This is a genomic window from Salinisphaera sp. SPP-AMP-43, from assembly GCF_049568105.1.
Lineage (GTDB): Bacteria > Pseudomonadota > Gammaproteobacteria > Nevskiales > Salinisphaeraceae > Salinisphaera.
This window is the reverse complement of record NZ_CP145335.1, coordinates 3,776,867-3,796,626: the sequence shown is the minus strand read 5'-3', so window position 1 is coordinate 3,796,626 and position 19,760 is coordinate 3,776,867. Positions and strand designations below refer to the sequence as shown.

The following is a 19,760-nucleotide window of genomic DNA, read 5'->3' as shown; positions in this document are numbered from 1 at the left end:
CTTCCAGCGCGAGCCTGCTCGCGAAGGCCCGATCATGCCCGAATCCCCGATGGCGCCGTCCATTGATCTTGCCGTATTCGATATCGACGGCACCCTCGTCGATGCCCGCAATCCGCTCGGCGCGCCGACCATCGACGCGCTGCGCGGTCTGCATGCGGCCGGTATCCAGGTTGCGCTGGCCAGTTCGCGGCAACGCTCGTCGCTGCTGGATATCGCCGAGGCCATCGGTCTGGACATGCCGTTGATCGCTTTCAACGGTACGCTGGTGACCGCGGCCGATGGCGCGATCGTGGCCGCGGAAACGTTTACGCCCGGCGATGCGTTGACCGCTGCGCTGACCGAGTTCGTCGATACCGGCGGTTGTATTCATGCCTATGCCCGCGATCGCTGGCATGCCTATGGTGACGACCACCGCATCGGGCGCGAGGCGGCCGGCATCGATGTCACCCCCGATCTGCGCGCCGAACGCGTGCAGACCAGCTCGCTGCCGAGGCCGGCGCTTAAGGTCATGTGCGACGGGGTGCATGACGGCCTGGCCGGCGTCCAGGCCGCAGTCGCGGCCCAGCCCGAACTGGTGATTTCCTGGAGTGGCACCGAATGCCACGATATTCATCTGGCCACGGCCACCAAGGGCCATGCCCTGCAGACACTCTGTGATCACCTCGGAATCGCGCCGGCCCGGGCGGCAGCCTTCGGCGATGCCGATTCCGATATCACCATGCTGCAAAATGCCGGCTATGGTTATGCCATGGGTCAGCCCAACGAGAGGGTCAGCGCTGCCGCCGATCATCGTCTGGAAGGTCCAGGCTCCGGGGCGCTCGAGGCACTATTGGGTCGGATCGCGAGTAGCGCGCCAAGCCAGAGAGGCTAATCGCCGGTTGGCTGGCGAGGCCTCGGGGCTGGCGGTCCGAGCCTGGCCCGCGCCGAACGCGCAATCGATCGCGGTGTATTTGTGGGCGCGTAGGGGGTATGTCCTGGTGCAGCGCCGTGGCTGGCTGCTCGCGACATCGCCGGGTCGCTGTTCGCTTCGAGACGGCCCGTTTCATTGGCCGCGGGACGAGGCGGGCCGGTCCGGCCTAAGACGGGTGATCGAACCCGGCCGCAGGCCCAGGCGTGGCTGTCGAATCGCTGCACCGATCGCGGCAGCGGCTTTGAGGAAGTGTCCGGTGTCGTGTCGATAACCCGGTGAGCGAGCCAAGAGGAAGATCAGGTCGTGGCGGCTATCCGACAACGCCGGCGCCCAAGTGCTAAGCGGATGCGCAGCCTGGGTTGCAAACACCAATCGCAGACGACTGACGTTGTGGTCGTATGCAAGCCCTGCCTTGGTCACAATGAAAAGGCATCGCTTCCAAGATAGGCATGCCCGAGCCGTGCCGATTCGGTCTGCCAGCGTGCCATTTGGCGATACATGTCGTGCCTGACATGATGACGGCGCATTATACGGTGGTGTTTTTTGGCGACGCGCCCGAGCCGTATGTGTCGCCGCTCGATCGCGGTTATCGGGCCAGGATGGACGGAGTATTCTGGTGACTGAGCCAAAGCTGACTGACGCACCGGATTGGCTGTATTTGCTGCGCGAGTATGAAACGCTGTATCGGCACGGTTCGAGCGGCGGCGCGCGCACGATCCGGGCGCATCGGCGGCGGGTTCGCGATGCTTTGTCGGCCGTGATCAAAACGAATCCGGCTCTGATCGCTCGGGAGCCGGCCGACAAGCCGGTGACGGCGCATCTGCCGCGGGCCATCGATCTCGGGTCGCGGCAGTCGCTGGTCGGGTTCAGCCGGGCATTGTATCGCGTGGCCCATCGGCTGACCTGGGAATACGGCTACGATCGCGTGCCCCGTGGGCTGCGGGACAAATACGCCTACTGTGAAATCCTCGGCCCGCGCGGGCCGATCGTAACCGACCGGTTGATTCTGGGCTTTGTCTTGTTCGCACCGAATACGACCTATCCCCAGCACCACCACAAGGGCATCGAGGAAAGCTATATCTCGATCGCCGGCGCCTGGTCGGAAAACGATGCCGCGGTCTATGCGCCAGGGTCGCTGATCCTCAATCGCGCCGAGCAGGAGCACCGCATCACCACCGGCGAACTGGAACCGTGCCTGCTCGCCTATGCCTGGACCGGGGCAGCCGAGCGGCTGACTTCGCCAGGTATGCGGTTTTCGTCTCCGGCCAGGTCTGCCTAGCGGCGACGCCGGTGGTGGCGAACGCCGCCGTGGCTGGGCTGTGGATTTATGTGCCGATATCTTCGTTCCAGAGCGCGGGCGATTCCCGCATGAAATCGGCCATTAACTGTTGGCAGTCGGCGTCGTCGAGCACGCTGATCTCGACCCCGCGTTCGGCGAGATGGGCTTCCTCGCCCATGAACGACGCGTTTTCGCCGATCACCACCCGCGGGATGCCGTAGAGCAGAATCGCGCCGCTGCACATGGCACAGGGCGAGAGCGTGGTATAGAGCGTGACGTCTTTGTACCAAGCGCCGGGCTGGCGGCCAGTGGCTTCCAGGGCGTCCATTTCGCCGTGCAATACGGCGCTGTCTTTTTGTACCCGGCGATTATGGCCGGCACCGACGATGGCGCCGTCTCGGACCAGTACACAGCCGATCGGGATGCCGCCTTCGGCGCGTCCGGTGCGTGCTTCGGCGAGAGCGGCTTGCATATAGTCGTGGTCGTTCATGGGGCGTGTTTGGGCTCGGTATGTCGGGCCCAGTCTAGCGGCAAGTGCCAAGCGAATGCCCGGCTTGAGCGCCCGGTATTAGGCAATTGTGCTGATGACGGGGCCCCGGGCTTCGGGCTATAACAAGAGCATCATCCGTGCGGAGAACGCCGATGGCCGATGATCCGCTCCAAACCTATCGCAACAAGCGGCGCGCCGATGTCACCCCGGAGCCGGCCGGCGAGCGCAGCCCGCGGCCCGAGGGGCAGCCGCCGATTTTCGTGATACAGAAACACTCGGCATCGAGCCTGCACTACGATTTCCGGCTCGAGATCGACGGCGTGCTCAAGTCCTGGGCAGTACCCAAGGGGCCGTCAACCGATCCACGCGACAAGCGCCTGGCTGTGGAAACCGAGGATCATCCGTTGGACTATGCCGATTTCGAGGGCGTGATCCCCGAAGGCGAATACGGTGGCGGCACAGTTATGGTCTGGGACATCGGCCCCTATGACAACGCCAAGCGCGACGCCGATGGCCAGATCGCCAAGTCGATGGCCGACTGCTGGGCGGAGGGCCATATCAGCGTGATGCTGCACGGCGACAAGCTGTCCGGTGGCTATGCGTTGACTCATTTCCGTAGCGAGGGCGGCCAGCGTCAGTGGTTGCTGGTCAAGATCGACGACCCGGCTGCCGATGCCCGGCGCAATCCGGTCAGCACCGAAGACAGATCGGTGCTGTCGGGCCGTAGCTCCGAACAGATCGCGCGCGATGCCGGAGCCTCGGCGTGACCGGTATTCGGATCAAGGATCGGATCAGCGCCGACGCCTGGGCCAAGGTGAAGAAAACGCCCATGCCGACGAGCTTCGAGCCGATGCTGGCGACGCTGCACGATACGCCGTTTTCGCACCCCGACTGGCTGTTCGAGCGCAAGCTGGACGGTATTCGGCTGCTGGTGTTTCGCGATGGCGAACACGTCGAGCTGTATACCCGCAACGGCAAGCTGCGCAACGGCCATTTCCCCGAGCTGATCGATCTGTTCGCGGTCCAGCCCTGCGAGCGGTTCGTACTCGACGGTGAGGTAGTGGCTTTTGCCGGCGATACGACCAGCTTTGCTCAGCTGCAGCAGCGCGCCGGCCTGGCCGATCCAGACCAGGCTCGTGCTTCGGGCATTGCGATCTGGTTCTATGTATTCGATACGCCCTGGATGGCCGGCTGTGATCTGCGCCGGGTGCCGCTGCGCGAACGCAAGACGATCGTACGCGATGTACTCGACTATGCTAGCGATCGGCTGCGTTTCACGCCGCATCGCAACGGCGATGGCGAAGCATTGTTGTCCGAGGCACGAGCTAAGGGCTGGGAAGGCATTATCGCCAAACAGGCCGATAGCGCCTATCGCTGCGGGCGCTCCAAACGCTGGCTGAAACTGAAATGTCAGGTTGGCCAGGAGCTGGTGATCGGCGGCTTTACCGATCCGGAAGGTGAACGCAACGGCCTCGGCGCCCTGTTGGTCGGCTACTACGACGACAACGGGCTGCGCTATGCCGGCCGAGTGGGCACCGGCTTCACCGAGCAAGAGTTGGCGCGTCTACGCGCGGTGCTCTCTGGCCTGGAACGCAAATCACCGCCGTTTATCGATCCGCCGCAGGACCGAGGTGTGCACTGGGTCGCCCCCGAGCGGGTGGCCGAAATCGAATTCACCGAATGGACCGCCGAAGGCCGGCTGCGACATCCGGCCTATCTCGGCGAGCGCGACGACAAGGACCCGCGCGAAGTCGTCAAGGAGGCTGTGTAGTCGTGAACGTGGAATTGGAGCGCAGAAACAAGCTGTTCTTTCCGGATGCCGGGCTGACCAAGGGCGATCTGGCCGACTATTACCAGCGGATCGCGCCGCTGATGCTGGCGCATCTCAAGGATCGGCCGGTCACACTCCATCGTTTCCCCGACGGCATCGACGGTATCCACTTTATCCAGAAGTCGGTCGAGGACCACTACCCCGACTGGTTGGCGCGGGTGACTGTAGCCAAGGAAGATGGCGAAATGATCCAGCCGCTGGTCGACTCGGCCGATGCGCTGGTCTATCTGGTGGGCCAGGGGGCGATCGCTTTTCATGTCACGCCGAGCCGTTACGACAAGCCCGGGCATCCCGACCGGCTGATCTTCGATCTCGATCCAGCGGACGACGCCGAGGATTTTTCCCCGGTGATCGCTGCTGCCCGCGCAGTGCGCGATGCGCTAGAGGCAGTCGATCTGACCTCGTTCGTCATGACCACCGGCTCCTCGGGGCTGCATGTCACCGTACCGCTGGATCGCAGTACCGAGTTTGAAACCGTGCGCGATTTCGCTGCAGCCATCGCCGAACGCGTAGCCTCGGCTCATCCCGACGAATTCACCACCGCACATGCCAAGAATAGGCGCCAGGGCCGGCTGTATCTGGATATTCGTCGCAATGCCGTCAATCAGACTGCGATCGCGCCGTATTCGGTACGCCCCAAACCCGGGGCGCCGATCGCCACGCCGCTAGAATGGGATGAACTGTCCGATCTGGACATCGGCCCGCAGCGCTTTCATCTCGGCAATATCTTTCGAAGGCTCGCCCAGCGCGACTGCCCCTGGGCGAAGATCGCAAGACACGGCCAGAGTGCACAGCGCGCGTTCGAGCGCATGAACGCAGCCGACTAGTCGAGCGCGGCCCGGCCATGCCGGATGCCTCGCTCGGGCAGGGCGTTTAAAACGCATGCGGGCCAGCCGTGCCATCGCATGGCCCTGGCTTCCGGCCAGACTAGGCTAGGGCGACCGGCGCTGCGGTCGGCCGTAACGACGGGGCGCTATACAGGCTATGGTTCATGCGCGCCCGGTATTTTCAGTGCCGATGCTCGTTCGATCCGCAACAAGTTCTGCAATATGACACAAAACTCAGCGCAGACGCCCGACTGGCAGCTGCATGACGATGAAGGTTTTCTTGGTCTGATCGGTCCCGTCTGGGAAGATCGCGCCGCCGACCAGCTGGTGCTGGCTTTTACCGCCGAAGACAAACACAGCAACCAACGCGGCACGGTCCAGGGCGGCATGCTCATGACCCTGGCCGATCGGGTCATGGGCCATGCCCTGCGTCTTCATCTCGAGGGCGAGCCGGTGGCGACCATCCAGCTCGATACCCATTTCCTGGAGGCCGCCTGGGCCGGCGACTGGATCGAAGCCCGGGCCCGCCTGACGCGCGTGACCCGCAGCGTGGTGTTTATTGAAGGCGTGCTCGACAGCGGCGATCGAAGACTCATGCAGGCCAACGGCGTATGGAAACGCCTGCGTGATGACGACGGCAAGGCGAGCGCCCGGTTCCAGGCACGGTTCATGCGTTAGAGGAGATGGCTCGAGCGCGTGCTGCGTTGGCCTCGGCCATCGGTTCGGCAAGGCGCGAGTGATGGCGTCGTGCTAGGCGGGTTGCGGTGTCGTGTGCGTCCGCGCCAAGGGCTGTTGAGCTGCAAGCCGAGGCCCGCGAGCATGGCGTCAGTGATCGGTAACGCTGGATCCCGGCTCAACAGCCGTTGTTTCGACGCGGCCAAATCGCGTCGGGCCGCGTGACGAGCCCTGATCGAGGCAAGCCATAAGACAGGGCTCGCAGCCTCGCCAGCCACGATTCGGGGCGGCAACGCGGCGCTCGCACGACACCTCAACGCGCCTAGCCCTGAGCCGCGCCATACCGCAGAGCGTCGCCGGGTTATCGGGCATGGGCGGCCCGGCCGGTCGGCACCCATGCTGTTGTATACCGATCCGGCATTGTCGCTGATTCGCGTCGCGCGGCGATGCCGTTCATCGTGATTTACAGAAGCGTGTGGTGCGCACGCGCAAGGAAAACTCAAGGCTCCTAGGGCACATCCCGCGACAATGTGCCCTAACGAGATAGCCGTTCCGACCGGGCGATGACCATGGCAACACTCGTTCTTAGGCGCTCGGACGTCGAGACATGCATCGGTCCTGCCTTGCTGGCCGATCGTCTGCGCCACGGATTCATGGCCTATTCGGACGCTCGGATCGAGCGCGCCCAGCGTATCAATGCCGCTCTTCCAGGCCCGGGCAGCGCGACCGTGTTGTTTCCCGGCATAGCACCGGGCGTTACCGCTTATACGGTCAAGATACACGTCGAATATCCGGCCGAAGACCCGGCCATCAACGACGTGCTTTGTCTACACGAGAGGGCCTGTGGCCGGTTGTTGGCAGTGATGGATTCAACGTTGCTGACTGCGCTATGCAGGGGGCGGCCAGTGCATTGGCAGCCCATGCTTTGGCGCGCGCAGACGCCGACACGGTCGCCGTGATTGACTGCGGCGTCCAGGGCCATCATCAGCTGCGTGCGTTGGCTGCGCTGCGCCCGGTTCGGCGCGTTCGGGCTTTTGACCGGCAGGCCAGACGTCGGTCGGAGTTCGCCCAGTGCATGGCCGATGCCAGCGCAGCGCCGGTCGAGCCATTCGTCTCGGCCGGGGAGGCCCTACGCGATAGTGATATCGCGCTCGTGGCGACCGAGTCGCGCAAGCCAGTGGTGGCCGCCTGCGACGTGCCGCCCCGTCTGCATGTGTCGACGCGGGGCGCCGACCAGCCCGGCAAGAGCGAGACTGCCGCGGAACTGATCGAGGCCGGTGTTTTCATCTGCGACGATCGCCAGCGGGCTGTGTCCACCGGGGCGGCGCTGGGCCGAGTGCTGCGGCCGTGGATGTTGAGCTCGACCAGGTTTTGAATGGCCAGCATCCGTGGCGGCGCTCGCGCGATGAGACCACGCTGTTTGCCAGCGTCGGCCTGCCGTTCCAGACCGCGATCGCATCGGGCGTTGAGCAGCGGGTTGATTTTCTGGGTTGAGCTGGCGGCTGCGGCCGGCTCTCGCGGTCATGTCGGTCAGGCGCCGTGGGCCGTGATGTCTGCGAATCGCGCGTTCGTGAGCCGGGCGAGGGCGGCCGGATCGAGGCTGATTTCCAGCCCGCGCCGACCGCCGCTGACATGCATCTGGTCGAGTGCTTCGGCGGCAGCATCGATGACGGTCGAAAGCGGTTTTTTCTGCCCCAGTGGGCTGACCCCGCCGAGCACGTAGCCGGTGGTTTTTTCGACCTGGGCCGGATCGGCCATGAAGCTTTTTTTAGCCTGGACAGCGGCCGCGAGTTTTTTTAGATCCAAGCGGCCAGAGACCGGCACGATCGCGACCACGAACTCGTGGGTATCGGTTTCGGCGACCAGGGTTTTGAACACGGTAGCCGGCGACAGGCCGAGCTGGCGAGAGGCATCGATGCCATAGTCGCCCTGGGCTTCGCTCGCATCATAGCGGCTCAATTCGTAGGCCACGCCGGCCGTATCCAGGACTTTGATCGCCGGGGTCATGGGTCGTTTCTCGTTATGGGGCCGGGCGGCCGATACCGATCAGAGCGGCGGCGGCCATGGGTTTGCAAAAGCTAAGAATGGCACCAACGCTTCGATTGTCGAAACCGCCGCTCAGTACATAGCCGAGCCCGAGGCCGTCGCCTGTAGCTACACATTCTGGTTCAAGGCACCGGTTTTTCTATGAATATAGCGCAGACCGCGTTGCCCATAAGGCGGCTAGGCGACGAACTGGGTGGCCATCGCGGTCTGTTCGGCAAGCACAGCCAGCACGAGCGTGTCAGCGCGCAGCTAGGGCGGCTCGGATAGCGTGGCCGCCGCATACAGGCCGGAGCGCGGATCGCCCAGCTGTCTTGGCGATAGCTTGCCCGTGGCCAGCTCATAGACAGAACCATCTGCGCTCAGGGCGTCGACGGTGCCCGCCAATGCCTGTATGGGCAGCGGATAGCGGCCGCCTGCCGAGGGCGTGAGGTATCGGTCATGCCTTGGGCGGCCCAGAACAGGAGGGCTACCAGTTCAGCCACGTTCAAGGCGCTGGCCGTAAGCTGGCGCCGGCTGCGGCGCCGGGCAAGCGCTTCGTCCAGATCGGTCCGGGTGCAACGGGTTTCGGCAGCCGGATGGCGTGGGCCACGGCGTATTAGCCGCCGATATAGGACATCTCGACCCGACCATCGGCATCGCCGCGGCGGTTTTCGGTTTCTTCGCCACGGATTTCCGAGTAGCGATCGTCGCGGGCCGACCAGATGCCAGCCAACATCGCCGACAGCTCGGCGTCGGTAGCGCCGCTGCGCAACGGGGTGCGCAGATCGCGGCCGTGTACGCCGAACAGGCAGGTATAGAGTTCGCCGATCGCCGACAGCCGAGCCCGCGTGCAGCCGCCGCAGAACGGCTGCGAGACCGAGGCGATGATGCCGATCTCGCCGGCGCCGTCGTCATAGCGCCAGCGGTTGGCGGTTTCGCCCGGCGCGGTGGCCGGCAGGCGAGTGAGCCCGTAGCGGCTTCGGATCGTGTCCACGATCTGGCGGGCGGTCACGACATCGTCCATGCGCCAGCCGTTCGAAGTGCCGACATCCATATATTCGATGAAACGCAGCACGACATCGGTATGCCGGAAGGCCTCGGCCATGGGCAGAATTTGGTCTTCGTTGACGCCGCGCTGGAGCACGCAGTTGACCTTGACCGGCCCCAGCCCGGCGGCCACGGCATTGTCGATCGCAGTCCTGACTTTGGAGGCCGGGAAGCCGACATCGTTGATCGCCTTGAAACGCTCGTCGTCGATCGCATCCAGACTCAAGGTCACTCGATCGATGCCGGCTGCAGCGAGTTCGTGGGCGCGTTTTTCGGTCAGTAGTGAGCCGTTGGTGGTCAGACAGATATCGTCGATACCGTCGATCGCTGCCAACCGGGCGACCAGTACATCGAGGTCGCGGCGCAGCAGCGGCTCGCCGCCGGTCAAACGCAGCTTGGTGACGCCCAACCCGGCTGAAATGCGCGCCAGCCGCTCGATTTCATCGAAATCGAGCAGTTCGCGCTTCGGCAAAAACAGATGCTCGGCGCCGAACAATTCCCGCGGCATACAGTAAGTACAGCGGAAATTGCAGCGATCAGTCAGCGAAATGCGTAGATCTCGCAGGGGGCGATGCATTGTATCGGTCACGCTCTGCATACCCGGGAGGATAACATCGGCATGATCGGTTGGGATGCATTCAGACTCGAAAGATTGAGTCTTTCATAGCCGGAATTGATTACGGGCCACTGCCGCCAGTCGCCGACCCGGGATGCGTTCGAACGGCTAAACGGTGGCGCGGCGCTTACAAAGCCTTGGCCTGGCTGCTGTTTGAAACTGCGATCCGGCCACGGCCGGCCATCTCTGCCGATGATAGAGCGTCGGGCCAGCGGTCGGTCGAATTGCGGCACAATGGCAGGCGATTTTAAGACGGCGACACCATGTCGTGCCGATCACGGCCACCGGCCCGATCAGGCGAGCGGCCAAACCGGCTCGCCGGGTGTTTTGAGGCGGGCGCCCAAGACCCATGCCGTGCTACGCGATCGATCAATAGGCCCTAAAATACTCGGCTATATGAAGCGAACTGCCCCAAAGCGCCCGGCCTGGCGTCTGGCCGATCTGCTCGATTTCGAGGCCTTGCTGGCCAGTGGCGATACGGTCGCCGAGCGCGATCGTACGGTGTTCGTTCGCGATATCCGGCCGCGCTTGAAGGACGTCACCGAGGCCAGTCGTCGTTCGGCTGGGCTACGGCTGTGGTTGGCGCATCGTCGCGAGACCGATCAGCGGCCTTGGCCCAGCCAGACCTGGATTCTTATGATTGGGTTGCTGCGCTGGGGGCTGTTGCTGGGGTCGGCGGCTGCCAGCGTGGCGCTGGTCTGGGGACTATGCCTGGGCAGCGGCCAGCGCGTGCACGTCGTGATTTTTGTCGGGCTCACGCTGGTGCTGCCCTGGGCGAGCTGGGTGCTGTTCGGTCTTGGGCGGCGGATCGCCCTGGCTCGTAGCCACGCGCTGCCTTGGCTGATACGACTTGCCATGCGGCCGCTGGCCCAGCGCGCCGAGGCTCGCGAGACCCATCAACGCTGGCTGCAGGCGTTGACCGATTCGCGGGCGCCGCGTCGTGCGCTGGTGGCCCGGGCCGCCGGCCTGATGCAGTGGGGCGGACTGGGATTTTCGATCGGCGCGGTCTGTGCGTTTTTGTTGACCATCATGGTCTTTGACGTCCGTTTCTATTGGGAGGCCACGCCCGACAACGAGGCCCTGATGCAGACCACGGTCGCCACCCTGGCGTTGCCGTGGGCAGAACTCTGGCCTGCGGCGGTGCCCGATGGCTCGGCCATCCAGGCCAGCCGGCTGCGTCCAGGGACCGGCCAACGGCCGCCGGATGGCGAGATTGCGGGCGCATGGTGGCGGTTTCTGGTCATGGCGCTCCTGGTCTGGGGCGCACTGCCGCGGCTGATCCTGATCGGCCTCTATTCGCTGCGCCGGCGGCGGGCGCTGGCGGGCCTGGATTTTCAGGCGCCCCGGCATCGCACCCTATGGCGGCAACTCGCCGGCGTGACCCGTGGAGCAGTGGCCGATGCCAACGCCGATGGGGCGCTGGTTCTGGATGTCGGCGGCCATGGGATCGATGGCGAGGCGGTGCGCGGTTTCTTGCTGCGGCGCCTGCGTGTGAATCCTCAGGCGACCCACCGCGTCAGCGTACTGGATGCCGACGCTGAAGCCGCTGCCGACGCCGCGCTGGCCGACAAACCGAAACACGTGGTGCTGATGGCCACCGATTGGGCGTTGTCGCCGCGCCAGGCGGCGCGCTTACATGAACGCGTACGCTCGGCGATCGGCCGCGCGACCCCGGCTACCTGGGTGATCGTGGGCGAGGCCGAGGGCGCACCGGCGCCACCGGCACCGGAACACTTGGCACGCTGGACGGCGTTCATCGACAATCTGCGAGACCCTGCCACGGAAATCGCCGGCTATGACCCCGCCGCGTAACATCGCCGAGCCACCCGCCTGGATTTCGCCGGGCGTGCCCACCTTTGCCGTGGTCGGCAAGGTCAATATGGGCAAATCCGCAGTTCTGGCGACCCTGCTCGAAGAGGATGACGAAGCGGTCATTCGGATTTCGGCCGAGCCGGGCGAAACCACCCGTTGCCAGCGGCTATCGCTAGTACTCGACGGCCAGGAGCGGCTGCGCTTCGTCGATACGCCGGGTTTCCAACAGCCGGTCGAGGCGCTGCGTGCGATTCGTGAGATGGCCAACGACCCGGCCCGCGGGCCAGGGCCGGAGACGCTGGTGCGCTTCGTTGAGCGCTACCGCGATTCCGAGGAATTCGTCGATGAGTGTCGTCTGCTTGAGCCGCTGATCGAAGGCGCCGGGGTGCTGTATGTGGTCGACCCGGATGTACGTCTGCACGATGCCTTCATCGCCGAAATCGAGATCCTGCGGCTGTCGGCCGGACCCCGCCTGGCCGTGCTCAACCCGCATCGGCGCGAGACCGCCGGCGAGGCCGGCCAGCATATCCAGGCCTGGCGCGCCGAGCTCGGCAAAGCCTTCAATCTGGTGCGGACCTTTGATGCCTTTGCCGCGCGCTATGAAACCCGGCGCGACCTGTTGGCGGCACTCAACCAGATCGATGAACGCGACCACGATCATCTGGACACCACGCTGGCACTGTTGGATGCCGAATGGCAGCAGCGCCGTGAAGAAGCCGCCGAGCGTATTCAGAGCTTTCTGCGCAGTGCGCTAACCCTGCGCGAGCATGCCGATTATGCCGATAGCGAAACCCCCGAAGCTACCCGCCGTCGGGCCATCACTGAGTCCAGCCAGCGCTACTATAGACGTATTGCCGAACTAGAGCGTGAGGCCTCCGATGCCTTGCTCGATCTGTATCGGCACCGCCGAACCCGGGCCGCCACCGGCGTACTCGCCTCGGACGGGCTGGATCTGGCCCACGACGAGACTTGGCGGCGCTTTGGCCTGACTCGGCGTCAGCTGACCTTCGCCGGGGCCGCGGTAGGCGCCGGCGCTGGTCTGTCGGTCGATGCCGGCACCTTCGGGCACACCCTGGGGCTGGCGACCCTGTTCGGTAGCGGGGTAGGTGGGGCGCTGGCTTATTTCAAGGGCGATGCGTTGCCGACCCTCAATATCTCGGTCGGCCGGGCTGGGGCGTTGGCCGGCGGCGGCCGGCGGGTCACCCTCGGTCCGCCGAAAAGCCCGAATTTCGCCTGGATTCTGCTCGACAGTATCCTGATTCGCTACCGGGCGATTATCGATCGCACCCATGCCGTGCGCGGCGGCGAACGGCTGGCCGCGGCCGAACGCCGGGCCGATCAGGCCGATGCTACGGTGCATCGACTACCCAGCGAGCGCCAGAAACTGTTGGCCCGCTGGTTTCGCAATGCGGCCCGGGAACGAGCCGGCGAGGAAGAACAGGCCGAGGCACGCAGCGCGATCGAAGCGACCCTGGCCGAAATCGAAAAAGGCGATTTCGACTAGCCGCGTCGGCCGCCCCTATGGCCGCCGGGCCGGCCGGCGGCCATAGGGGCGGGCCGGATCAGTCGGTGCCCGCGTTCTGGCCGTTGGCCGCAAGCGCCTGTTCGATGGCGTTTTTGAGCTTGTCGTAAGCCGGGCCACCGACGAATTCGGTATTGCCGACCAGCACCGTCGGGGTCGCCCGCAGCTTGACCTTCTGACCGGCTTCGCGCTCGGCGTTGATATTGGCCAGTGGCGTCTTGTCGTTCATGCAGGCCTGAAGCTTGCCAGAGTCCAGGCCGGTTTCCACCGCCAGATCGAGAAACGTCGAGCTTGGGTCGGACTGTTCGGACCATCGGCTCTGCGCGTGGTAGAGCTTGTTGTGATAAGGCCAGAATTTGTCCTGACGGGCGGCACAGCCAGCCGCAATCGCCGCGGACTGGGCATTGGCATGCATCGGCAGTGGGAAGTCGAAGAAGATGAAGCGTACCTGGCCGGATTCGGCGTATTCCTGGCGAATGCGTTCGGCGGTCGACTCGAACTGGCCACAGGCCGGGCACTGATAATCGCCGAATTCGCGGACGGTGACCGGGGCATTGGGATCGCCCATCGATTCGCCGAGTTGGTCGTACTGGCTACGCAGCGCCTTCATGGCCTCGGCGCTGACCTGGCGAACATTATCGTTCGGCGACGGGGCGGTGCGCTTGTTGCCAGAAAAGCTCATGACCAGGATCGCGATGACGATCAAGGCACCGATAATCAGTACCGGAAAGAACAGGGCGCCGAACAGGCTGCTCTGTTTACTGTTGTTCTGCGGACTCATCCGCCGCTCCTTCGACTGGGAAAACCGAACCGAATGTCATTCTAGGGTCTGTTGCGGTTTCATACGAGTACGGCGTACCCGCTCATTCGGCCCTGCCGGCCATCAGCGCGCTCTGGCCGAGCCACCCCTCCGGGCGATGAAAACCGAGCGCTTGGCGATCGCGCGCATAAAAAAGAGGCCCCGAAGGGCCTCTTGAACGACGGGCGTGCGGCGCCCGGTTCGCGACGTGTGCTTAGCGATCAGTTGTGATCGGTAGCGTCGTCGATTTGGTCGCTGGTCTGGTCGGCAGCGTTCGAAGCCTTGTTGCCAGCTTTATTGGCCGCGTCGGCGGTCTTGTCCTTGACTTTGTTGGCCGCATCGGCCGTTTTATCGCTGGCATTGTTGGCAGCGTCGGCTGCCTTGTTACCGGCATTTTGGGCCGCGTCGTGGGTAGCGTCGGCCGCGTCCTGGACCTGATTTTCGCTGTCGTTGAACCAGCCACTGGTAGTGTTTTTTACCGAGTTCCAAGCGCTGTTAGCGCCATGCTTGGTTTCTTGCCAAGCATCGCTGGCCTGTTTTTGGGTATTGGTCCACCAGGAATCGCTGTAGATCGGCTGATTCGACAGATCGTCGCGGGTCATGTCCAGGTTGATCCGATAGTTCGGCTCGCTGGCATGTTCGGTTTTCAGCGTCTGTACCGTCAGATTGTTGGGCGAGATGACATAGCTTTTGCCGCCGACCAAGCCCAGCTTGCCTTTGGTCTCGACGACGAACGACTGAATCTTCATACCGTTGTCGAGGAGTACGTCCTCAATCTCGCCAATCGAGTTCTTGGAGTCGCCCTTGGCATAGACGTCAGCATCCATGAGCTGATCGGCGGAATACATGCCCTGGGTCTGGCTGCTGGCATCCTGGCTGGCCGAGCTCGGCTGATCGGCGTCGGCAGCGAAGGCCGCCGTGCTACCTGCGGCCAGTGTGATTGCGGTTAGCCCGGTAATCGCAGTGGTTTTAACCGTCATGTTGTCCCTCTCTCGTTCTGGCATAACTTATTGATGCCTCGAACGATAGCGCAGTCGGTTTAACGGCGGCTGACCCGCGAGGGGTTGACGTCACGCGGGGGTGAGCGCGGCGAGCAGGCGGCCCAGCAAGGGGGTGTCGACCGTATCGCTACGCCGAATGGCCCAAAGCGGGCGTGCCAGGCTCTGGTTCGGCAAGGTAATAAAACGTATGCGCCCGGAATCGGCGGCAGCCGTGGCGGCGGCACGGCTCACACAGGCCAGTCCGGCGCCGGCGGCCACGGCCCGTACCTGGGCGCCGCTGTCATCGACGGTCAGGGCGGCCGGCGGCACTGGAAGACCGGCCAGAGCCAGGCTGTGTTCGAACACGACCCGGGTCCCCGAGCCGGCTTCGCGGGCCACCCAGGGCCAAGCGTCGAGTGCAGCAGCATCAATTTCGGCCGGAGCTTCGGGTGGGCCGATGATCGTCAGCTGGTCGGTATGCCAGCGTCGGCTGGCGATATCGTCGCGCCGGGTGGGGCCTTCGATGAAGCCGAAGTCGGCGCGGCCTTCGGCGATGCGTTGCTCGACGACAGCGCTGTTGCCGGAAGACAGGGTCAGCTGCAACTCGGGATAGGCCCGGCTCAGGCGTGCGATTGGCGCCGGCAGCAGATAGCGGGCGATGGTGCTCGAGGCCGCGATATGAATCGGGCCGCTCAGCTGGCCCTGTTCGGTGCCATGCAGCTGCGCGGGTAGGTCGGTCAGGGCAGCCCGAGGCCCGCGTGTAAGCGCAAGCAAGCGATGGGCTTCGGGGGTCGGCTCCAGCTGCCGGCCGCGACGTACGAACAGCGGGGTCTCAAGCGCTTCGGCGAGTTCCCGTAGCGCCTGGCTGACAGCTGCCTGGCCAAGATGCAGGGCCTCGGCCGCCGCTCGAACCTGGCCGGTCTGCATGACCGCCGCGAAGATATCCAGCTGGCGGAGGGTGAATCGGGTCGATGTCATCTGTTCGGTTGAGCCGAATGGTTTGTTCGGTATAAATCGATATTATCGTACGAACTGTCGATCTAACGTCAGCGGATCATTGATCATCGAGTGATCCCATGACGAACGTAGTCGCAAGTGACCCTCAGGTCTCCGGCCATCCAGAGCGAACCTGGGGCCGACGGATCGGCGTCATCCTGCCCGGGCTGTTGCTGTGCAGCGTGCTCGCGGGGGTGTCGTATGCGATCGCCTCCTGGCCGGCTCTTAATCAGGTCATTCCTCTAAGCGCATTGACGGTCGGGATTCTGCTTGGCGTGGCGATCCGGCTGGCGGTGCCGCTGCCGGCCAAGGTCGAGCCCGGTATCCGCTGGACACTGCACTGGTTGCTGCGGACAGGCATCGTGCTGCTGGGTTTTCGGCTCGGGCTGCAGGACATGCTATCGGTCGGCGTGGGCGGCATGGCCCTGGTGGCCGTGGGCGTGACGAGCACGATCGCGCTCGCGATCGGACTCGGACGCCTGCTTGGCCTGCCGGATACGCTGAGCGTGCTGGTCGGCTGTGGGACCGGCATCTGTGGCGCTTCGGCGGTGGTTGCAGTCGATGGCGTGGTCCGAGGCCGTGAACAGGATGTGGCCTGTTCGATCGCCATGGTGACGGTCTACGGCACGTTCGCCATGTTCGCCTACCCAGCGATTGCTCATGTGCTCGACTTGTCAGAGCCGGTTTATGCCGCCTGGGCCGGGGGATCGATACATGAAGTAGCCCAGGCTGTGGCTGCCGGTTTTGCTTTCGACGGTCAGGCCGGCGTCGACGCCAGCCTCTATAAGCTCTCGCGGGTCGCCTTGCTGGCACCGGTCTGCGCGGTGCTGGCGCTTTGGTGGCGTCGTCGCGGGCATGCCCAGGATTCGGCACAGCCGGGCAAGGCGCCGTTTCCGATGTTCGTACTGTTGTTCGTGGTCGTGGTCGGGTTGAATTCGATCATATCGCTGCCGCAGGCGGTGCACAGCGGGCTGGTCGATTTCGATGCCGCGCTTCTGGCGGCCGCTATGGTGGCGATGGGTCTGCATACGCGCTTGATCGCCGTGCTCCGACTGGGATGGCGGCCGTTGTTTCTCGGTGCTGTGGTCGCGCTCTGGCTGAGTGCACTGGCGCTGAGCGGCGCCTGCCTGCTGGCGAGCTGACCTGCATGGGTCCGGTCTTAAAGCCCGGCCGGCAGTATCTACAGGCGGTCTATGCTTGCCGATCGGTCGGTCGACGGGGGCGTCCGCAGAAGCCGACGACGTGACGCATAGGCTAAATTCCGCCAATCTAGAGCCAGTTTTCTAGTGATCCGAAGCCATGTCCGACTCTGAAGGGCTGACCGTCTACGACCCGACGCAGTCCCATCCGACAGGCCAGACCCAGGCATCGGAAAGCGGAGCCGAATATGCCGAGGACAAGCGCATGCCGTTGATCTATTCCGTCGCCGCGATCGCGATTGGCGCCGCGGTCGGAGCGAATCTGCGTTGGGCAATCGGTCTGGGGCTGAACAGCTACCTGCCGACCCTGCCGCCCGGCACTTTGGCGGCCAATCTGCTCGGTGCGTTTCTGATCGGCATCGCCGTGGCCGCGTTTTCGGCGCTGCCGGAACTGTCTTCGTTCTGGCGGTTGATGATCGTGACCGGTTTCCTCGGAGCGTTGACCACCTTTTCGACGTTTTCAGCAGAAATATTGACTCAGATTCAGGACGGCCGGTTGCTCTGGGCTTTTGCCGGTATCGCGGGCCATGTGCTGGGTTCGCTGCTCATGACCGGCCTGGGGATGGCGACCTTCGCCGGCCTGAGGCATTTAACCGGAGCGACTCAATGAAGGGGTTCGAGATCATCTTCATGGCACCGCGCTCGCGCCGCCACGACGGCCGGCCGGTACTGGATGCGGTCGCGCAGCTGGCCAAGTCGCAGGGCGTGACCCGCATGACCCGTCGGGACGCAGTCTCCGGCGTCGGCGCCAACGGCCATACCCACTCGGCACATTTCTTCGAGCAGACCGATGAGCCACAGGAGCTGATGTTCGTGCTCGACGGCGGCGAGGCCGACAAGCTCATGCGCGCGGTCGAAGACGCCGGTATGAACGTGTTCTGCGTACGCCGCCAGATCGACTACTGGCAGTTCGGCGGGGAGTGAGGCCTGTCGGGTGGCTCAGCCGCGGGCGACCAGCCCAGGCAGCTCGGCGAAATCGGTAAAACGCGTCAGGTCGGCCTGCGGATGCTCGCCGATGGTCCGCCGGTGGTCGTAACCGAAGACGCGCATGCCGGCCCGACGGGCGGCCTCGACACCGGCATCGCTGTCCTCGATGACCACGCAGTCGGCCGCTTCGACGCCCAGCGCCTGGGCCGCATGGAAAAACAGATCCGGCTCGGGTTTCCAAGCCTCGATCTCATAGGCCGAGAACACATACGCGCCGAAATAGGGCGCCAGACCGGTCACCCGTAGCGCGGTTGCGAGCTTGCCGGGCGGACCCGAGGAGGCGACACAGCGCGGGCCGCCGATCGCTTCGATCGCAGCCTGTACGCCCGGTATGGGCTGGAGTTCGCGCTCGAATACTTCGCTGGCATAGGTCCGATAGCGGGGCGCGAAATCGGCGCCGAGGTCGATGGCATGCCGAGCCGATAGGGTATCGCACATATCGGCGAACTTGCCGCCGCGAAACTCGGTTTCCAGTGCCGCCGCATCCAAGTGGATACCGTGTTCGGCAGCAATCAGATCGACCATGCAGCGGGCATTGAGCAGTTCGCTGTCGACGAGCGTGCCGTCGCAGTCGTAGATAATGGCAGCAAAAGGCGGGGTACGAGCCATGAGCCGGTCCTTGGGCAAAGCGAGGCGGGCGTGCGCTGGCGCCAGTGTAGCGTCGTGACGCCGGCCACGGCGAATCAGTTGGTGACGATGATCGGGTGGTCGACCACGGCATTGTAGAGCACGCCGTGGTCGTTCCACGGCAGCTCGGCTGGTTGGCAGTGGCCATGTTCGTCGGTGGCCCGAACCCGCAGCGTATGTTCGCCGGCGGTGGCCTGCCATACGAAGGCCCAGCGTACCCATGCCGCCGGGATATTGGGCTCGCCGAGCTCGGCATCCTGCCAGTCGCCGTCGTCGATGGCGTATTCCACTCGGCGGACCCGACCCTCGCCAGAAAAAGCCCGGCCGCGGATTACCTGCGCGCCAGGGCTGAGATAGGCCGGACGATCCAGCTCGGTGACGTTCATCACCGGCATCACCGTTACCGGCACGCCATCGGCCGGCGGCTCGGCCGGGTAGTTCGGGCCGGCCAGGGTGTAATCGGCCGTGTTCCAGTGCGTATAGCGAGGCTGGCAGGCCACTTCGATACGGCCCAGCCACTTGATGCTGGCCGCGCCCAGCCAGCCGGAGACGACCAGCCGGGCCGGAAAACCGTGGTCGGCCGGCAGCGGCTCGCCGTTCATCGCCAGGGCGATCAACGTATCATCGGCCTGAGCCTTGGCGATTGGCAGCGGCCGAGCAAAGCGGCCTTCGTCGAGCCCCTCCGGCACCACGTCCAGTGCGTCTCGGCGGACACCGGCCAGTGCGAGCACATCGCGCAGCCGCACGCCGGTCCATTCAGCGACGCCAATCGCACCGGCCTGCCACTGGGCGTTGCCGGCCTGGCGGCCGAAATCGTGTTCGAAAAAACGCCGGGCATTGCCGGCGCACTCGATCGCCCGGATGAGCGAGACCTGCGGCAGAGCCGCCAGCTCGGCATGGCCCAACGTCAGACAACGTTCGAGGCCGTTGCCGAACAATGCCAGCCGCCAACTCTCGCGATCGATGATCGGGGTGGCGTAGTGGTTGCGGACATAGAACTGGGCGTTCGGCGTGAGATAGCCGTCGAGCCGGGTCGGACGGGTTTCGGCATTGCGGCTCTGGCCGTGTTCCGGCGTGGTGAATAGCTCGTCGGGCGTGGGTTTGACGAGATCGGTACAACGCGGCATGGCAGTGGTTA

At 64.5% G+C, this 19,760-nt stretch carries 21 protein-coding genes; 13 read left to right on the top strand and 8 right to left on the bottom strand.

All coding sequences use genetic code 11. The features are described 5' to 3' along the window. Nucleotides 1-34: 34 nt before the first annotated feature. The gene (locus tag V5738_RS16420) at nt 35-871 is read left to right on the top strand and encodes an HAD-IIB family hydrolase (RefSeq protein WP_423821890.1); all 837 of its coding nucleotides are present in this window, start codon (nt 35-37) and stop codon (nt 869-871) included. Between the two features lie 655 nt (nt 872-1,526). Further along, a complete protein-coding gene (locus V5738_RS16415; RefSeq protein ID WP_423821889.1) occupies nt 1,527-2,189 on the top strand; it encodes a dimethylsulfonioproprionate lyase family protein in 663 nt (220 codons plus the stop codon). A gap of 46 nt (nt 2,190-2,235) precedes the next feature. On the opposite strand, the gene V5738_RS16410 is transcribed toward V5738_RS16415, so the two are convergent. Further along, entirely contained in the window at nt 2,236-2,679 is a 444-nt protein-coding gene (locus tag V5738_RS16410) for a nucleoside deaminase (protein WP_423821888.1), read from the bottom strand. Nucleotides 2,680-2,831: 152 nt separating this feature from the next. On the opposite strand from V5738_RS16410, the gene V5738_RS16405 reads away from it, so the two are divergent. The 6 genes from V5738_RS16405 to V5738_RS16380 all read left to right on the top strand — a co-directional run bounded on the left by V5738_RS16405 (nt 2,832) and on the right by V5738_RS16380 (nt 7,506). After that, a complete protein-coding gene (locus V5738_RS16405) occupies nt 2,832-3,446 on the top strand; it encodes a DNA polymerase ligase N-terminal domain-containing protein (protein WP_423821887.1) in 615 nt (204 codons plus the stop codon). Then, nucleotides 3,443-4,450: a non-homologous end-joining DNA ligase gene (gene ligD, locus V5738_RS16400; protein WP_423821886.1), complete on the top strand. Its 1,008-nt coding sequence runs from the start codon at nt 3,443-3,445 to the stop codon at nt 4,448-4,450. The genes V5738_RS16405 and ligD (V5738_RS16400) overlap by 4 nt, the downstream gene beginning before the upstream one ends. Before the next feature lie 2 nt (nt 4,451-4,452). Then, nucleotides 4,453-5,337, top strand: a complete 885-nt coding sequence (gene ligD, locus V5738_RS16395) for a non-homologous end-joining DNA ligase (RefSeq protein ID WP_423821885.1) — start codon at nt 4,453-4,455, stop codon at nt 5,335-5,337. 222 nt (nt 5,338-5,559) lie between these two features. Next, on the top strand, nt 5,560-6,015 hold the full coding sequence (locus V5738_RS16390) for a PaaI family thioesterase (protein WP_423821884.1): 456 nt from the start codon (nt 5,560-5,562) through the stop codon (nt 6,013-6,015). An 886-nt stretch (nt 6,016-6,901) separates the two neighbouring features. Then, a complete protein-coding gene (locus tag V5738_RS16385; RefSeq protein ID WP_423821883.1) occupies nt 6,902-7,387 on the top strand; it encodes a hypothetical protein in 486 nt (161 codons plus the stop codon). Beyond that, complete coding sequence (locus tag V5738_RS16380) at nt 7,360-7,506, top strand: hypothetical protein (RefSeq protein ID WP_423821882.1); 147 nt, start codon at nt 7,360-7,362, stop codon at nt 7,504-7,506. The genes V5738_RS16385 and V5738_RS16380 overlap by 28 nt, the downstream gene beginning before the upstream one ends. A gap of 36 nt (nt 7,507-7,542) precedes the next feature. On the opposite strand, the gene ybaK is transcribed toward V5738_RS16380, so the two are convergent. Both ybaK and moaA read right to left on the bottom strand, forming a co-directional pair. Then, on the bottom strand, nt 7,543-8,019 hold the full coding sequence (ybaK, locus tag V5738_RS16375) for a Cys-tRNA(Pro) deacylase (RefSeq protein WP_423821881.1): 477 nt from the start codon (nt 8,017-8,019) through the stop codon (nt 7,543-7,545). 634 nt (nt 8,020-8,653) lie between these two features. Continuing rightward, on the bottom strand, nt 8,654-9,682 hold the full coding sequence (moaA, locus tag V5738_RS16370; protein ID WP_423821880.1) for a GTP 3',8-cyclase MoaA: 1,029 nt from the start codon (nt 9,680-9,682) through the stop codon (nt 8,654-8,656). A gap of 414 nt (nt 9,683-10,096) precedes the next feature. Here moaA and V5738_RS16365 point away from each other — a divergent pair, with 414 nt between their 5' ends. Then, nucleotides 10,097-11,512, top strand: coding sequence for a DUF2868 domain-containing protein (locus V5738_RS16365; RefSeq protein ID WP_423821879.1), 1,416 nt, complete (start codon nt 10,097-10,099; stop codon nt 11,510-11,512). Continuing rightward, the gene (locus tag V5738_RS16360; protein ID WP_423821878.1) at nt 11,496-13,016 is read left to right on the top strand and encodes a DUF3482 domain-containing protein; all 1,521 of its coding nucleotides are present in this window, start codon (nt 11,496-11,498) and stop codon (nt 13,014-13,016) included. The genes V5738_RS16365 and V5738_RS16360 overlap by 17 nt, the downstream gene beginning before the upstream one ends. 58 nt (nt 13,017-13,074) lie before the next feature. Here the strand turns inward: V5738_RS16360 and V5738_RS16355 are convergent, their stop codons facing one another. The 3 genes from V5738_RS16355 to V5738_RS16345 all read right to left on the bottom strand — a co-directional run bounded on the left by V5738_RS16355 (nt 13,075) and on the right by V5738_RS16345 (nt 15,791). Beyond that, nucleotides 13,075-13,815 carry a DsbA family protein gene (locus V5738_RS16355; RefSeq protein ID WP_423821877.1) on the bottom strand — a complete coding sequence of 247 codons (741 nt, stop codon included), beginning with the start codon at nt 13,813-13,815 and terminating at the stop codon, nt 13,075-13,077. 239 nt (nt 13,816-14,054) lie between these two features. After that, nucleotides 14,055-14,813 carry a hypothetical protein gene (locus V5738_RS16350; protein WP_423821876.1) on the bottom strand — a complete coding sequence of 253 codons (759 nt, stop codon included), beginning with the start codon at nt 14,811-14,813 and terminating at the stop codon, nt 14,055-14,057. Nucleotides 14,814-14,903: 90 nt separating this feature from the next. Next, the gene (locus tag V5738_RS16345) at nt 14,904-15,791 is read right to left on the bottom strand and encodes a LysR substrate-binding domain-containing protein (RefSeq protein ID WP_423821875.1); all 888 of its coding nucleotides are present in this window, start codon (nt 15,789-15,791) and stop codon (nt 14,904-14,906) included. Between the two features lie 98 nt (nt 15,792-15,889). Between V5738_RS16345 and V5738_RS16340 the strand changes: the two genes are divergently transcribed. From V5738_RS16340 to V5738_RS16330, 3 genes are all read left to right on the top strand, one after another. Then, the gene (locus V5738_RS16340; protein WP_423821874.1) at nt 15,890-16,951 is read left to right on the top strand and encodes a YeiH family protein; all 1,062 of its coding nucleotides are present in this window, start codon (nt 15,890-15,892) and stop codon (nt 16,949-16,951) included. Between the two features lie 268 nt (nt 16,952-17,219). Next, nucleotides 17,220-17,618, top strand: coding sequence for a fluoride efflux transporter CrcB (gene crcB, locus V5738_RS16335; RefSeq protein ID WP_423824197.1), 399 nt, complete (start codon nt 17,220-17,222; stop codon nt 17,616-17,618). Further along, nucleotides 17,615-17,932, top strand: a complete 318-nt coding sequence (locus V5738_RS16330; RefSeq protein ID WP_423821873.1) for a DUF190 domain-containing protein — start codon at nt 17,615-17,617, stop codon at nt 17,930-17,932. Before crcB ends, V5738_RS16330 begins: the two co-directional genes overlap by 4 nt. A gap of 15 nt (nt 17,933-17,947) precedes the next feature. Here the strand turns inward: V5738_RS16330 and V5738_RS16325 are convergent, their stop codons facing one another. Both V5738_RS16325 and V5738_RS16320 read right to left on the bottom strand, forming a co-directional pair. Beyond that, a complete protein-coding gene (locus V5738_RS16325; protein WP_423821872.1) occupies nt 17,948-18,604 on the bottom strand; it encodes an HAD-IA family hydrolase in 657 nt (218 codons plus the stop codon). Between the two features lie 74 nt (nt 18,605-18,678). After that, nucleotides 18,679-19,749 (bottom strand): sulfite oxidase, encoded by a 1,071-nt coding sequence (locus V5738_RS16320; RefSeq protein WP_423821871.1) that lies wholly within the window; start codon nt 19,747-19,749, stop codon nt 18,679-18,681. Nucleotides 19,750-19,760: the final 11 nt, after the last annotated feature.

Excerpts from the sequence above, each read along its gene's own strand:
- V5738_RS16420 (WP_423821890.1), top strand. The coding sequence starts at position 35 with ATGCCCGAATCCCCGATGGCGCCGTCCATTGATCTTGCCGTATTCGAT.
- V5738_RS16325 (WP_423821872.1), bottom strand. The coding sequence starts at position 18,604 with ATGGCTCGTACCCCGCCTTTTGCTGCCATTATCTACGACTGCGACGGC.
- V5738_RS16405 (WP_423821887.1), top strand. The coding sequence starts at position 2,832 with ATGGCCGATGATCCGCTCCAAACCTATCGCAACAAGCGGCGCGCCGAT.
- V5738_RS16385 (WP_423821883.1), top strand. The coding sequence starts at position 6,902 with ATGCAGGGGGCGGCCAGTGCATTGGCAGCCCATGCTTTGGCGCGCGCA.
- V5738_RS16330 (WP_423821873.1), top strand. The coding sequence starts at position 17,615 with ATGAAGGGGTTCGAGATCATCTTCATGGCACCGCGCTCGCGCCGCCAC.
- V5738_RS16410 (WP_423821888.1), bottom strand. The coding sequence starts at position 2,679 with ATGAACGACCACGACTATATGCAAGCCGCTCTCGCCGAAGCACGCACC.
- V5738_RS16365 (WP_423821879.1), top strand. The coding sequence starts at position 10,097 with ATGAAGCGAACTGCCCCAAAGCGCCCGGCCTGGCGTCTGGCCGATCTG.
- V5738_RS16355 (WP_423821877.1), bottom strand. The coding sequence starts at position 13,815 with ATGAGTCCGCAGAACAACAGTAAACAGAGCAGCCTGTTCGGCGCCCTG.
- V5738_RS16320 (WP_423821871.1), bottom strand. The coding sequence starts at position 19,749 with ATGCCGCGTTGTACCGATCTCGTCAAACCCACGCCCGACGAGCTATTC.
- V5738_RS16340 (WP_423821874.1), top strand. The coding sequence starts at position 15,890 with ATGACGAACGTAGTCGCAAGTGACCCTCAGGTCTCCGGCCATCCAGAG.
- V5738_RS16390 (WP_423821884.1), top strand. The coding sequence starts at position 5,560 with ATGACACAAAACTCAGCGCAGACGCCCGACTGGCAGCTGCATGACGAT.
- V5738_RS16360 (WP_423821878.1), top strand. The coding sequence starts at position 11,496 with ATGACCCCGCCGCGTAACATCGCCGAGCCACCCGCCTGGATTTCGCCG.
- V5738_RS16350 (WP_423821876.1), bottom strand. The coding sequence starts at position 14,813 with ATGACGGTTAAAACCACTGCGATTACCGGGCTAACCGCAATCACACTG.
- ybaK (WP_423821881.1), bottom strand. The coding sequence starts at position 8,019 with ATGACCCCGGCGATCAAAGTCCTGGATACGGCCGGCGTGGCCTACGAA.
- V5738_RS16345 (WP_423821875.1), bottom strand. The coding sequence starts at position 15,791 with ATGACATCGACCCGATTCACCCTCCGCCAGCTGGATATCTTCGCGGCG.
- moaA (WP_423821880.1), bottom strand. The coding sequence starts at position 9,682 with ATGCAGAGCGTGACCGATACAATGCATCGCCCCCTGCGAGATCTACGC.